The organism is Salmonella sp. SAL00672, from assembly GCF_046552175.1.
GTDB lineage: Bacteria > Pseudomonadota > Gammaproteobacteria > Enterobacterales > Enterobacteriaceae > Salmonella > Salmonella enterica.
In genome coordinates this window covers 56,276-70,031 of the sequence record NZ_JBGDUQ010000008.1, presented here as the reverse complement: position 1 = coordinate 70,031, position 13,756 = coordinate 56,276, and the positions used below count along the sequence as shown (strand labels likewise).

12 protein-coding genes are annotated in these 13,756 nt (G+C 51.6%); 1 reads left to right on the top strand and 11 read right to left on the bottom strand.

Annotated features, from left to right (window positions below):
• Positions 1–30 precede the first annotated feature (30 nt).
• From hisP to ACLJTG_RS17880, 10 genes are all read right to left on the bottom strand, one after another.
• Positions 31–804 (bottom strand): histidine ABC transporter ATP-binding protein HisP, encoded by a 774-nt coding sequence (hisP, locus tag ACLJTG_RS17925; protein ID WP_001293591.1) that lies wholly within the window; start codon positions 802–804, stop codon positions 31–33.
• A gap of 13 nt (positions 805–817) precedes the next feature.
• On the bottom strand, positions 818–1,525 hold the full coding sequence (gene hisM, locus ACLJTG_RS17920; RefSeq protein ID WP_000569771.1) for a histidine ABC transporter permease HisM: 708 nt from the start codon (positions 1,523–1,525) through the stop codon (positions 818–820).
• Complete coding sequence (locus ACLJTG_RS17915) at positions 1,522–2,208, bottom strand: histidine ABC transporter permease HisQ (RefSeq protein WP_000965498.1); 687 nt, start codon at positions 2,206–2,208, stop codon at positions 1,522–1,524. The genes hisM and ACLJTG_RS17915 overlap by 4 nt, the downstream gene beginning before the upstream one ends.
• 181 nt (positions 2,209–2,389) lie before the next feature.
• Positions 2,390–3,172 carry a histidine ABC transporter substrate-binding protein HisJ gene (gene hisJ / locus ACLJTG_RS17910; RefSeq protein WP_000731865.1) on the bottom strand — a complete coding sequence of 261 codons (783 nt, stop codon included), beginning with the start codon at positions 3,170–3,172 and terminating at the stop codon, positions 2,390–2,392.
• A gap of 237 nt (positions 3,173–3,409) precedes the next feature.
• Positions 3,410–4,192 carry a lysine/arginine/ornithine ABC transporter substrate-binding protein ArgT gene (argT, locus tag ACLJTG_RS17905; protein ID WP_079951368.1) on the bottom strand — a complete coding sequence of 261 codons (783 nt, stop codon included), beginning with the start codon at positions 4,190–4,192 and terminating at the stop codon, positions 3,410–3,412.
• Positions 4,193–4,480: 288 nt separating this feature from the next.
• Positions 4,481–5,050: a UbiX family flavin prenyltransferase gene (locus ACLJTG_RS17900; protein WP_000825680.1), complete on the bottom strand. Its 570-nt coding sequence runs from the start codon at positions 5,048–5,050 to the stop codon at positions 4,481–4,483.
• A 26-nt stretch (positions 5,051–5,076) separates the two neighbouring features.
• A complete protein-coding gene (locus tag ACLJTG_RS17895; RefSeq protein WP_079951369.1) occupies positions 5,077–6,483 on the bottom strand; it encodes an amino acid permease in 1,407 nt (468 codons plus the stop codon).
• Between the two features lie 63 nt (positions 6,484–6,546).
• Positions 6,547–7,650 carry an alanine/ornithine racemase family PLP-dependent enzyme gene (locus ACLJTG_RS17890; RefSeq protein WP_000281907.1) on the bottom strand — a complete coding sequence of 368 codons (1,104 nt, stop codon included), beginning with the start codon at positions 7,648–7,650 and terminating at the stop codon, positions 6,547–6,549.
• Position 7,651: 1 nt separating this feature from the next.
• A complete protein-coding gene (locus ACLJTG_RS17885; protein WP_000072512.1) occupies positions 7,652–9,073 on the bottom strand; it encodes an APC family permease in 1,422 nt (473 codons plus the stop codon).
• Between the two features lie 90 nt (positions 9,074–9,163).
• On the bottom strand, positions 9,164–10,561 hold the full coding sequence (locus tag ACLJTG_RS17880) for a diaminopimelate decarboxylase family protein (protein WP_000132306.1): 1,398 nt from the start codon (positions 10,559–10,561) through the stop codon (positions 9,164–9,166).
• 210 nt (positions 10,562–10,771) lie between these two features.
• Between ACLJTG_RS17880 and ACLJTG_RS17875 the strand changes: the two genes are divergently transcribed.
• Positions 10,772–12,199 (top strand): sigma-54 interaction domain-containing protein, encoded by a 1,428-nt coding sequence (locus ACLJTG_RS17875; RefSeq protein WP_000168923.1) that lies wholly within the window; start codon positions 10,772–10,774, stop codon positions 12,197–12,199.
• Between the two features lie 35 nt (positions 12,200–12,234).
• Here ACLJTG_RS17875 and purF read toward each other — a convergent pair whose 3' ends face one another.
• Positions 12,235–13,752, bottom strand: a complete 1,518-nt coding sequence (gene purF, locus ACLJTG_RS17870) for an amidophosphoribosyltransferase (RefSeq protein WP_000334205.1) — start codon at positions 13,750–13,752, stop codon at positions 12,235–12,237.
• Between the last annotated feature and the right edge of the window lie 4 nt (positions 13,753–13,756).

Sequence of the window (13,756 nt, the reverse complement as noted above, 5' to 3'; positions counted from 1 at the left end):
CCCGGTAAGCGATGCGCCGCCGGGCTTCTTTTATTTCAGCGAGCCTTTCAGGAATTGCTGTAAACGCGGGCTTTGCGGATTGCCGAACACCTGCTCCGGATCGCCCTCTTCTTCAATTTTCCCCTGATGCAGAAAAATAACGTGCGAAGAGACATGGCGGGCGAAGCCCATTTCATGCGTGACCACCACCATCGTTTTGCCTTCTTCCGCCAGTTGTTGCATGATGCGCAACACTTCGCCGACCAGTTCAGGATCGAGCGCCGATGTGGGTTCATCGAACAGTAAAACGTCAGGTTCCATCGCCAGCGCGCGCGCAATAGAAACGCGCTGCTGTTGGCCACCGGAGAGATGGACGGGATATTTGCCCTGAGCGCGCTCATCAATCCCCACCTTCGCCAGATATTTCAACGCCCGCTCGCGCGCGTCGTGCTTGCTTAATCCCAGTACCTGAATCGGCGCTTCCATCACATTTTCCAGCACCGTCATGTGGCTCCAGAGGTTAAAGTGCTGAAACACCATCGTCAGGCGGGTACGCAACAAGCGTAGCTGATTTTTATCCGCCACTTTGAGCTGCCCGTCTTTGTCGCGCACCAGATTAATGTTCTGACCGTTCACGATAATCGCGCCTTCGCTCGGTTTTTCGAGGAAGTTAATACAGCGCAAAAAAGTACTTTTACCGGAGCCGGACGAGCCGATGATGCTAATCACATCTCCGGCGCGGGCCTGCAGCGATACCCCTTTCAGCACTTCATGACCGCCGTAGCGTTTGTGCAAATCGATAACGTGTAATTTATTTTCTGACATCATGTTACTCGAATTATTTAGAGGACACGTGCTGCAACCAGCGTCTTTCCGCCCGACGGAACAGGCTTATCAGGACATACGAAATGAGTAAATACAACACGGCGGCAATGCCAAACGCGGTAAACGGCTGGTAAGTCGCTGAGTTAATATCGCGGGCGATTTTCAACAAATCCGGCACCGTCGCGGTAAACGCCAGCGCCGTAGAGTGCAGCATTAAAATCACTTCGTTGCTGTAGGCAGGCAAGGCGATGCGTAATGCCGACGGCAAAATAATGCAGCGATACATTTTAAATGACGAGAAGCCATAGGCCCGTGCCGCTTCAATTTCACCGTGCGGTACCGAACGAATCGCCCCGGCGAAAATTTCCGTGGTGTACGCGCAGGTATTCAGCGTCAGCGCCAGTACGGTACAGTTCAGTCCGCTGCGGAAAAACGCGTTAAGAAGATCGGTGCCTTTGACTATCTCCAGCGTATACATCCCCGAATAGAACACCAGTAGCTGTACGTACAGCGGCGTGCCGCGAAAAATATACGTAAACAGCCAGATGGGAAAACGGATGAATTTATTACTGGAAACGCGACCTACCGCCAGAATCACCGCCAGAAGACCGCCCATCACCACCGATGAAATTAACAACCACAGCGTAATCGCCACGCCGGTAAAACGATAGCCATCCGTCCACAGCAGGGATTTCCAGTACTCCTGAATGATCTCAATCACAAATCGGCCCTCTTCACGCCCACGGAATAGCGACGCTCAAGTAAGAGCAGCACACCATTGGAAACGGTGGTAAATACCAGGTAGATAAGTCCACAGACCACGGCAAAATAGAAAGGCTCCCAGGTGCTTTTACCGGCAAGCTGCGTGGCTTTGACGACATCTTCCAGGCCCAGCAGCGACACCAGCGCCGTCGCTTTGAGTATCACCTGCCAGTTATTGCCGATCCCCGGCAGGGCGTAACGCATCATCGCCGGGAACATAATCCGCCGGAAGGTTTGCCCGTGGGTAAAACCAAAGGCCGTCGCCGCCTCGATATGGCCTTTCGGCACCGCCATAAACGCGCCGCGAAAGGTTTCGGTAAAATAGGCGCCGTAGATGAAACCAAGGGTGATAATACCGGCCACCATCGGATCAATATCTATCTGGTCGATACCCAGCGAATCGGTCACCACGTTAAGCGCGATTTGCAATCCGTAAAATATCAGCAGCATTAAGACCAGATCCGGCACCCCGCGAATCAGGGTGGTGTATCCTTCAAAAATAAGCCCCGTTACCCGGTTTTGCGAAAGCTTCGCCCCCGCGCCGACGAGACCGATAAGCACGGCCAGCACCACGGAACTGAGCGCCAGTTCCAGCGTGACGATCGCGCCCTGTAAAATTACGCCTGAAAACCCGTACAACATGCAGCCTGTCCTGTTGTGTGTGGTGAAGTAAGAAGCCTCTTTTGCATTTTTGCCTCACATCACGCCGGATGGCGGCTGTGCCTTGCCCGGCCTACGATGCTCCGTAGGCCGGGCAAGGCACAGCGCCATCAGGCAATGCAGACAGTCAACATTCTTTGGGCTTTATCTGCACCGACGGTGATTAACCGCCATAAACATCAAAATCAAAGTACTTTTTCGCCAGCTTTTCGTAAGTACCGTCAGCACGCATTTCAGCAAAGGCTTTGTTCAGCGCTTCGCGCAGCTCGTTATCTTCTTTGCGCAGCCCCATACCGGTTCCTACGCCGAATAACTTCTCATCTTTCACCGCCGGGCCGCCGAATTTATAGTCTTTTCCGACGGGCTGTTTAAGGAAACCTTCGCTGGCCGCGACCTCGTCCTGGAACGCTGCATCAATACGGCCAGCCGTCAGATCGGAATAAATGTTGTCCTGCCCCTGGTAAGAGACGATCTCAATCCCTTTCGGCGCCCAGTGCTCATTGCCGAAGGTCTCCTGCGTCGTCCCCTGTAGCACGCCGACGCGCTTGCCTTTCAGCGACGCGATGGTCGGCTGAATATCAGAGTTCTTCGCCACCACCAGACGGGAATCAGCGGCGTAAAGCTTGTCGGTAAACGCGATTTCCTGCTGGCGCTTTTCAGTGATGGACAGCGAGGACATGATGGCATCAATTTTCTTCGCTTTTAAAGACGGAATCAGCGCATCCAGCGGGTTTTCCACGAACGTACACTGTGTGTTGATACGTTTGCACAGCTCTTTGGCCAGATCGATATCAAAGCCGACCAATTCACCTTGTGCATTTTTGGATTCAAACGGTGCGTATGTAGGATCGGTACCGATACGAATCTTTTGTGGAATAGCGGCAAATGCTGCGGTAGCGCTGGAAAATGCCAGCACCAGAGAAAGGGATAACGCCAGTTTTTTCATAACTATCCTCAACAGACTGTCTTTCCAGGAGATCTTTACAGATCCGATGCGACTATCGTGCCATTAATCAGGCCGACAAGGCAAAGCATTCTACCTTGTCAGCCGGTTTATTTTGCATAAAAATCGATTAAGTATGCATTTATGCGCCTGTTCCGCAACGGCTTATGCACCAAAAAGGTGCAAAACATCTATTTTGCACCGTGATAGTTCCCCAGCGCGGCGCGTTATCCCCTTCCCTCAATCGCCGTAGACATTAAAATCGAAGTACTTTTTGGCCATTTTGTCGTAAGTTCCGTCCTGGCGCAGTTCGATCAGCGCTTTATCAAACGCGGCTTTTAGCTCGGTATCGTCTTTGCGCAGCCCAACCCCCGTCCCGTCGCCAAAATATTTTTTATCCTTCACGGAAGGACCGGCAAACGCATACTCCTTGCCCGCTGGCTGCTTCAGGAAACCTTCGCTGGCGGCGACTTCATCCTGCAATGCAGCATCCAGGCGACCGGCGGTTAAATCGGAATAGATAAGATCCTGGTTGGCATAAGCCACCACATCCACACCTTTAGTGCGCCAGTTATCATTGGCGTAAGCCTCTTGCGTGGACCCTTGCAGCACGCCGACATGCTTGCCTTTCAGCGATTCCAGCGTCGGCTGAATGGGAGACCCTTTTGCCGCAATCAGACGTGAATCCGCCGCGTAAAGTTTGTCGGAAAACGCAATTTCTTGCTGGCGTTTATCGGTGATAGAGAGCGATGAAATAATGGCATCAATTTTTTTCGCTTTTAGTGAGGGAATAAGCGCATCAAAGTCGCTGGCGACCCAGGTACATTTCACCTGCATACGCTTACACATTTCATTACCGAGATCGATATCAAAGCCAATAAAGTCGCCTTTGGCATCTTTCGATGAGAAAGGCGCGTAGGTGGTATCTGTTCCAATACGAACCGTTTGCGGGAGCGCGGCGTAACTGGCCGCCGTCGCGCCCAGACCTATCAGCAAAGACAAAGCGAGAACGGTCTTCTTCATACATACCCCTCAAGTGGCGTCATTTTCTTATGTTTTACGTGGTGTTGTGTGTTTGCAGACTTTTTCATGCAGGTCTTATGCCATTTTCACGTCAGCAAAACGATTCGACGTTAAATTTGTTAATAAAACGTTGCAATATTGTCCTGATGTTGAAGATAGCAGGTATGACGGTTGAACCGCAGCGTTTCGGCGGCTTTTAACGAATTAAATGTTGAGGATATGATCGCGGTTACAAAATTGCCCTGAAACAGGGCAACAGGGACAATAATGCACGCTAAACAGACAACGCTATGCGCCCTGCCAGCGAACAAAAAGATCGTGCGGAAGGGGGATATCAAACTGATCCAAAACTCGGTTAACCGTTTGATTTATAATATCATCTAACGTCTGAGGAAGATGATAAAAAGCCGGAACCGGCGGCATAATCACCGCGCCTATCTCAGCGGCCTGGGTCATTAAACGCAAATGCCCGATATGCAGCGGCGTTTCGCGCACACACAGCACCAGAGGTCGCCGCTCTTTTAATATCACATCCGCCGCGCGGGTAAGCAGTCCGTCAGTATAACTGTGGACAATCCCCGACAGCGTTTTAATCGAACAAGGCAGGATAACCATTCCCGCCGTCGGGTAAGAGCCCGAGGAAATGCTGGCGGCAATGTCGCGCGCATCGTGCGTCACATCGGCCAGCGCCTGCACCTCGCGCAGCGAAAAATGGGTCTCCAGCGCCAGCGTTTGCCGGGCCGCCTGGCTCATCACCAGATGCGTTTCCACGCTATCGACATCGCGCAAAATTTGTAATAAGCGCACGCCATAAATCGCTCCGCTGGCGCCGCTAATTCCTACAATGAGTCGTTTCATGTTCTCTTACCGTTTACGAGTGCCGTTCATCCCACTGTGTTACGTAATCGGCTCAAAGTGGGTCTGAAGAGATACCATGACAAAAGAATCCCTATCATAAAAGCCAGCTCAACCAACATTATCACTACCCCTTGCTCACTAAACCAGGTGCCGACCATAATGGCAAAATTGGTGATAATGACAAATCGGGCCGTCCAGGGGAAAAGCGGCGATCGATAGCGTAGCAAATCGCTGGCGTACGTTCCATTACGCACCGATTGTCGGAAGCGATACTGGCACCATCCGATGGTTATCCATGCCAGGCAACCCACCTGCCCGGTACTGGCGATCAGATATAAATAAAATTGCTGTGCGGGAATATAGCGGGTCAGCAACGACACCAACGCCAGCAAGGCCGTGATTAAAATAGCATACACCGGCACGCCGCCGCCGTTCGTTTTACCAAAGCAGGCTGGCGCAAAGCGATCGCCCGCCATAGACCACAGCATACGCGAACTGGCGTAAATGGCCGAGTTAGCGGCAGAAACCGCGGCGGAAAAGATCACCAGCGTCATCAGCGTATCCGCCCCAGGAATGCCCGCGTGGGAGAATACCCATACAAAGGGACTTTGTCCATTTGGCGTCAGTTCATGCGGATAGACCAGCGCCAGCACCGCAATCGCCACGCCGTAAAACAAAATGATTCTGAGACCGATCCCCAGGATCACCTTCGGTAAAATAATGTGCGGCGATTCGGTCTCCCCTGCCGCATTTCCGACCAGTTCCACCCCCTGGAAGGAGTAAATCACGATCGTCATACAGACCACAATTTGCTCCCAACCGTGGGGAAACCACATTCCGTCTGTTTTTAACGTCGGGTGCCAGTCACTATGGCCCATTAGCGAGTAGATCATAACCCCGCCCGCGCAAATAAACAGCACGATCGCGAAAACCTTAATGGCCGAAAGCCAGTATTCGCATTCGCCAAAACTTTTTGCGGAGGTGAGATTGATGGCCGTCAGGATGAGCAGAATCGCCAGGCAGAACATATATACCGGAACCGCGGGGAAAAACTGGTGAGCAATAAACCCTGCGGCAGTGAGGTCGGCCGCAAGGGAAAAGACCCAGCTAAACCAGTAAAGCCAGCCAATGGTATAGCTCCAGCAAGGTGACGGCATAAACATCAGCGCGTAATGTTGAAATGAACCGGAGTGAGGAAAGGCGCATGATAATTCGCCAAGACACATCATCGTCGCCAGCATAATGCTTCCGGCAAACAGATAGGCCAGTAAGGTTCCCGCCGGCCCGACGCTGCTTAACGGTTCGGCAATGCCGATAAATAAGCCGGTGCCAATCGTGCCGCCCAGCGACATCATCAGCAGATGCCGCTTCTTCAGGTTACGCCGCAGACCGCCTTCGGGCTCTGCTGGCGGTGGTTGTTGCAGGGTATCCATCGTTACTCCCTGTCTTTCGTGAGGTCAAAGATGCCGCCGCGACATAGCCGCGGCGGTTATGCGTTAACGCGTAAACCTCCAGGCGACGCCTTTGGTCTGGCAGGCCATTAACAGGCCCGTATAATCCAGCTCAAAGCGAACCACATCGCCTACTTTTAGCGACTGACGACAATCTTCAATATCCACCAGCGTATGATCGCTGGTTTGTCCTAAGATAGTGATAGCGTCGTCGCATGGTACACAGTTATCCGACGGCACATCCTGGCGACCAAACGCCAGCAATGCGCGTCGGCGTATGCCACGATCGACAAAGGTTTTACTTTGCAAAAAGGCATCGACGCCCAGCTCCCCGACCGGGACGGTAGGTTTACTGTTCAGTTCGATGATTTCCGCTTCCAGGATATACATATCGGAACAGGCTTTATCGACCGGTTTTGCGGAGTGGTGAAATTCATTCAGGTATTTCATGTCCACATATTCAATGCCGAATTCATGCAGTCCGCCGATGCGCAGATGATTCAGTCCCTGCGGCCAGATACCTTTATCCAGCAGGTGATAGCTGGTGCAGTTTCCCGCAGAAAGCCGCCGGACAGGAATACCGCTGTCAGCTTCCAGCCGGGCGGCCAGCGCCAGAAAATCCTCGCCATTTTTTACCGTTGGCAACACGGTGCCGTAACAATTAAAGTTGGTGCCCAGTCCATATAATTCCAGACCGGGCAGACCAGTAATCAGAGTCACGGTCTCAAGAATGCGTTGATATTCACCAAACCAGATACCCTCGCGTAAATCGCCCATATCCACCATCAGTAATACCTGATGCGTTTTCCCCTGGCGTTGGGCTTCTTGCGATAATGCCCGTAATACCACCGGCTCGCTATTTAAACTAATATCCGCGTAGCGCACCACATCTTCGATTTCACTCAGACACGGACTGCGTAACAGGCAGGTCGTACATCCTGTCTCGCGTATTTTTTTCAAATTATAGGTTCGTGATTCAGCGATAACGGTAATTCCGCCGTTGAACACCGCCTGCGCGGTTTCCACGCAGCCGTCAAAAACTTTATTGACAGCCATCACGTCAATACCGCTGCTTGCCAGCAGAGCTTTTTCCGTGCGGGCGTTTTCTTCCAGCTTGCGTAGATTTATTTCCAGAACTGGCATATACATTTTATTTTCCTCCCGCCATGCTTAAACGGGCATTACGTTTCTGCGCCCGATGGTAAATGTACTCCGCGACGACAACCGCCAGCACGGCTCCGCCAATAATTTTCCCGGCGTACTGGAAATATCCGCCCATATCAATTTGAGAAGGCGGAATAAATAACAGCGCAACGGCAAAGGCGATAGAAAGAAAGCCCAGCGCGGGTAAAATAGCCGGTAAAACCTTGCCCGGAATTTTAAAACTTCTTGGCGTATCCGGCTGGGTCTTACGTAAACGCCAGAACGCCGGGAACATCACCAGATAAGGAATAAAATAGGTGATGGTCGTTAGCGCCGTTAACATCCAGTAAGCCGCCGCAACGCTTGGCGAAATAAAAGTCGAAAAACACAGGACCGTGACAATAATCGCCTGTACAGTCAAGGCAAAGGCGGGCGTTTTCCACACCGGATGTAATTTGCCGATTCGGTCCCCCAGCAGATTATCTTCACGCGAGGCTTCCTGGAGCATATAAATCGGCCCCACCAGCCAGGAGTTAATCTGCCCGAGAGCGCCAAAAAACATACAGATGGCCATAACAGGAATTAACCACGGCATATGCAGCGTGTCCGCAGCAGCATGCATAGCCTGCATGACGCCTGCCACGATGTCGGTTTTCCCTGCGGGTAAAAGCGTGTTTAGCGCCCAGGTGCCGACCATATAGATCCCAACGATAACGGCGGCGGAGACGGCCATCGCTCGCGGAAAATCACGCTGTGGATTACGGGTACGCCCGGCAATCATCGGGGCGACCTCCAGTCCGGCAAACGCAAACATCATGCTGGATAAGAAAACGATCGTATCCCAGTGCCCGAGATCCGGAATCCAGTTTTTCGCTGTAGTGTAGTCCGTCTGCATCTGGTGTCCGGTACATAGCCATACCACCGCCAGTAAAATGAGGATGGCGGAGGGAATAAATACGCCGCACCAGGCGCTGATGCTATTAATAATTTTTGTCCATTCCATCCCGCGGATATTCATCAGCGTTAATAGCCAGAAAATTACCGCGGAACCAATACCGATAAACGCTTTATTTTCCGCCAGGCCGCCGCCGATCATATAGCCCAACGCGGTAAAGCCGAATTGCAGCATTAATGGGAAAAACAGTACGCAGGAAAATAGAAAACAAACCACGACAATCCATGCAATACGTTTACCAAATGCCTCTTTAATCCAGACAAATATCCCGCCATCTTTCGGCCAGCCGGTTGACAGCTCGCCGCATACCATCGCTAAAGGAAAAAACAAGCAGAATGCGGCTATCACCCATAACAACATGGCCGATGCCCCGTAAGGCGCCACGTTAGGGATTTGCCGCAAACTCAGAATAGCGATGACATTCATAAAGACAATGTCTTTGATGCCAAGTAAGCCAGAATTCGTGTTACTCATGGCCATCTCCTGTTATGCATTCAGGCATCACTGCCCTCTTCTTATCATCTGACGACGGGCTTCAGCATGAAACTGAAGCCCAAAACAGTATTAATAAATGTCGTACTTGACCATATCTTCGTAACTGTCTTCCCGACGAATCAGACGCGTCTCACCATTTTTATCGATCATCACCACGCCCGTGCGCGGACGGTTGTTATAAACGGTTTGACTTTCAATGGTGTATGCCCCGGCATCAAGAAACGCGACAATATCGCCAACATGAGTCTCCTTCGGCAGTAAAAACTCTTCGCCTTTCACTCCCATGTGGAAATAATCTCCGCCATCACACAGCGGCCCGGCTAATTTTATCCAGGCGTCGTGCGCTGCCGTCATGCGAGAGGCGTTATAGACATAAAAGAACCAGTCAAAATGCTGGCTGTCAGAGAGTACGCTGTAACCAGCGTCGACAAATTTCCATTCAACGTGGCATTCCACATTGCCGTTAAGATCGTAATTTGTTTTACGTTTTTCGCAGGAGACTTCCGTAAGTAAAACCGCCGCCGACCCGGTCACTTTACGTCCCGGTTCAATACATATTTCCACATCGGTACGCCATTTATGCACTTCGCGAATGACCGCATCGGCAAAATCCTGGGCGGTAATACCGGCATACATATTATCTTTTAACGGGTCGCCATTCTCGTCGTCATATTTATAGGGAACCGGAATTCCGCCGCCCACGTTGATCAAATCAAATTTAATACCAAGCACCTCTTCCAGGCGACGGGATTCATCCACCAGCACTTTAGTCGCTTTTGCGAAAGGCTCTGACTCCGGCACCTGATCGCCCACATGCATATGCAAGCCGCGCAAATGCACATAAGGCATCGCCAGAATGCGGCGGCAGGTTTCTTCCGCCTGTTCCAGGTCGAGACCCGACTTCGCATGGAAAGCGGTAACCAGTTCCGCATGCGTCGCCGAGGGAACATTCGGCTCTACACGGACGCAAACATTGGCGACTTTCTTCAGCTTGCGAGAGATGGCATCAATATGTTCCAGCTCATACAGGCTATCAACATTAATAAGATACAGATCGTTAGCGATGGCATATTCCAGATCGGCAGGCTTTTTCACCACGCCGTTGAAGACGATCTGATCGCCGCGAAAGCCTATCTCCAGACACTTGCGAACCTCATATTGTGAGTTTGCCTCCGCGCAAATTCCGGCGTCACGAATGGCTTTCAATACCCCCATGACCGAGCAGGTTTTTGACGCAAAGAAGGTTTTGGTATTTTTATGCGCCGCAAATGCCTGCTGGATTTCATGAATGTTACGAATAATCTCCGGCTCAGAAAACACATAGAACGGCGTGGGGTACTGGCGCGCCAGAGCGTCCAGATCGACCCCTTCAAAACACAAATGACCGTCTTTGTGCTGGAAACGGCGATCGCCGTTGATTACCTGCTCACGTAGCTGGTTGTAATTCTGCATAATCGAGTCAGTCATAACGCCCTCTGCTTAATGTTTATGGTAAAAATCCGCATTCTTTACAGGGATAAAGCAAAAGGCATGCCACTATTTTTTATCAAAATAATCAATTACTTATAAAAATAAGCTTTTTCTCATTTTCGTCATTGAGTTTGCTATTCATCACAACGACGAAAATTCGTCACTTTTATAATGACAACATGAACAATAGATATGAGGAATGCATATATGGCATCCACCAATCAGGAGCTGGCCTCGGCGCTCAGGATGTTTTCCCGCTTTTTCGATTTGATTCATCAGCCGTTGGCCGTCATTAATGAGCGTGGTGAATACGTTTACTACAATCAGGAAAGCGCGGATCTGGACGGCTATAGTATTGAACGGGCAATGGGAAAACATATGCTGGATGTCTATCCGGGCATGAAAGAGACGCAAAGTACGATGCTTTCATCGTTAAAAAAAGGCGTGGAATACATTGGCCATTATCAAATTTATTACAATGCGCGAGGCCAGGCCGTTGACTATCAGCACACCACCGCGCCGCTCTATGCAAGCGATGGCGGCATGGTCGGCGTTATCGAAATCGGCAGGAATATGTCTGGCGTCAGGCGGCTCCAGGAGCAGGTGGTAGAACTGAACCAACTGCTGTATGCCGATCACCATGAGAAGCACCATGCCATTATTACCGAAAACCCGGAAATGCTCAGTAATATCGCCAAAGCCAAACGGCTGGCCGCCAGTAATATTCCGGTGACGATTGTCGGGGAGACGGGAACGGGTAAGGAGCTATTTTCCCGCCTGATCCATCAATGCAGCAAGCGGGCGAATAAACCATTTATCGCCCTGAACTGCGGCGCTCTACCGCCTACGCTTATCGAAAGTACGCTTTTCGGCACCGTGCGCGGTGCCTATACCGGCGCGGAAAATAGCCAGGGCTATCTGGAGTTGGCAAACGGGGGAACGCTCTTTCTTGATGAGCTGAACGCCATGCCGATAGAAATGCAAAGTAAGCTGCTGCGATTCTTGCAGGATAAAACCTTCTGGCGGCTCGGCGGACAACAGCAACTCCACTCTGATGTCAGGATCGTTGCCGCCATGAACGAAGCGCCCGTCAAATTAATTCAACAAGAACGCCTGCGGGCAGATCTTTTTTATCGGTTGAGCGTCGGAATGTTGACGCTACCGCCGCTGCGCGCCCGCCCGGAAGATATTCCCTTACTGGCGAATTATTTTATTGATAAATACCGTAATGACGTGCCGCAGGATATTCACGGATTAAGCGAGACGGCACGTGCTGATCTGCTCAATCACGCCTGGCCGGGTAATGTCAGGATGCTGGAAAACGCGATTGTACGCAGCATGATCATGCAGGAAAAAGACGGGCTGCTGAAACACATCATTTTTGAACAGGACGAGTTAAATTTAGGCGTACCGGAAACCGCGCCGGAAAATCCCCTTCCCTCGTCACCCGATCCGCAGTATGAAGGGTCGCTGGAGGCACGGGTTGCCAACTACGAAAGGCATTTAATAGAAACCGCGCTGGATACGCATCAGGGGAATATTGCCGCCGCGGCCCGTAGCCTTAACGTATCCCGCACCACGTTACAGTACAAAGTACAAAAATACGCTATTCGCTTCGGCGTGGTGCGTAATTGACATCGGCCAGCGGCATTGCGCCGCTGGCAAAGCCATTAGCCTTCGTTATGCATTTCCAGGTTTTCCATTTCGTTCTGGAACAGCACCGCTTTGGCGTCGTCATTACGTAATGAATCCAGGAAGTCGAGGTATTGCTGGTCTACGTCTTTGGTGACATATACCCCGTTAAATACCGAACATTCAAACTGCTGGATATCCGGGTTTTCCGCGCGTACGGCTTCGATCAGATCATTCAGATCCTGGAAGATAAGCCCGTCTGCGCCGATAATCTGCCGAATCTCATCCACCTCGCGACCATGCGCGATCAGCTCATTGGCGGTCGGCATATCAATGCCATAGACGTTGGGGAAACGAATTTCCGGCGCGGCGGACGCCAGATAAACCTTCTTCGCGCCGGCTTCCCGGGCCATCTCGATGATCTGCTCTGATGTGGTGCCACGCACGATGGAATCATCCACCAGCAGGACGTTCTTATCGCGGAATTCCGCGCGATTAGCATTGAGCTTACGGCGCACGGATTTACGGCGTAGCTGTTGGCCCGGCATGATAAAGGTACGTCCCACGTAACGATTTTTGACAAATCCCTGGCGGTACGGCTTGCCGAGAATACGGGCAATTTCCAGTGCGATATCGCAGGAGGTTTCCGGGATAGGGATCACGACGTCGATGTCCAGATCTTCCCATTCACGAGCGATTTTTTCGCCAAGTTTGGTGCCCATATTCACACGAGCGCTGTAGACGGAGATCTTGTCGATAAAGGAGTCCGGGCGAGCAAAGTAAACGTACTCGAACAGACAGGGATTACTGACCGGATTATCCGCGCACTGGCGCGTGAACAGTTGCCCCTTTTCGGTAATATAGATAGCTTCGCCCGGCGCGACATCGCGCAGAAACTCAAAGCCCAGCGTATCCAGCGCCACGCTTTCAGAAGCGACCATATACTCCGTACGACCATCGCCAACGTCACGCTTGCCCAGCACTAACGGGCGAATGCCGTGCGGATCGCGAAAAGCCACCATGCCGTGGCCGATAATCATCGCCACGCAGGCATAGGCGCCGCGGATTTGACGGTTAGTCGCGGCAATCGCGGCAAAAATATTGTCGGCTTCCAGCGGATAGTGACGGAAGTTGTCGAGCTCGCTGGCGAAAATATTGAGCAGGATTTCGGAATCGGAGGTGGTGTTGATATGACGGCGCTTTTCTTCAAACAGCTTTTTACGTAGCTCGTGCGCATTAGTCAGGTTGCCATTATGGGCCAACGTGATGCCATACGGCGAGTTAACGTAAAAAGGTTGCGCTTCGGAAGCGCTGGAGCTGCCTGCGGTAGGGTAGCGTACATGGCCGATCCCCATGTTGCCCTGCAAACGCTGCATGTGGCGAGCTTCAAAAATATCGTTCACCAGCCCGTTTGCCTTACGCAAGCGGAAGCAGTTATTCGCATCAATGGTGATGATACCGGCAGCATCCTGACCACGATGCTGGAGCACTGTTAACGCGTCATAAATCGACTGGTTGACCGGCATAACACCGGCGATACCGACAATACCGCACATACGT

Coding starts and splice junctions, on each gene's coding strand:
- hisP (WP_001293591.1), bottom strand. CDS start 804: ATGTCAGAAAATAAATTACACGTTATCGATTTGCACAAACGCTACGGC.
- ACLJTG_RS17915 (WP_000965498.1), bottom strand. CDS start 2,208: ATGTTGTACGGGTTTTCAGGCGTAATTTTACAGGGCGCGATCGTCACG.
- hisJ (WP_000731865.1), bottom strand. CDS start 3,172: ATGAAAAAACTGGCGTTATCCCTTTCTCTGGTGCTGGCATTTTCCAGC.
- argT (WP_079951368.1), bottom strand. CDS start 4,192: ATGAAGAAGACCGTTCTCGCTTTGTCTTTGCTGATAGGTCTGGGCGCG.
- ACLJTG_RS17900 (WP_000825680.1), bottom strand. CDS start 5,050: ATGAAACGACTCATTGTAGGAATTAGCGGCGCCAGCGGAGCGATTTAT.
- ACLJTG_RS17895 (WP_079951369.1), bottom strand. CDS start 6,483: ATGGATACCCTGCAACAACCACCGCCAGCAGAGCCCGAAGGCGGTCTG.
- ACLJTG_RS17890 (WP_000281907.1), bottom strand. CDS start 7,650: ATGTATATGCCAGTTCTGGAAATAAATCTACGCAAGCTGGAAGAAAAC.
- ACLJTG_RS17885 (WP_000072512.1), bottom strand. CDS start 9,073: ATGAGTAACACGAATTCTGGCTTACTTGGCATCAAAGACATTGTCTTT.
- ACLJTG_RS17880 (WP_000132306.1), bottom strand. CDS start 10,561: ATGACTGACTCGATTATGCAGAATTACAACCAGCTACGTGAGCAGGTA.
- ACLJTG_RS17875 (WP_000168923.1), top strand. CDS start 10,772: ATGGCATCCACCAATCAGGAGCTGGCCTCGGCGCTCAGGATGTTTTCC.
- purF (WP_000334205.1), bottom strand. CDS start 13,752: ATGTGCGGTATTGTCGGTATCGCCGGTGTTATGCCGGTCAACCAGTCG.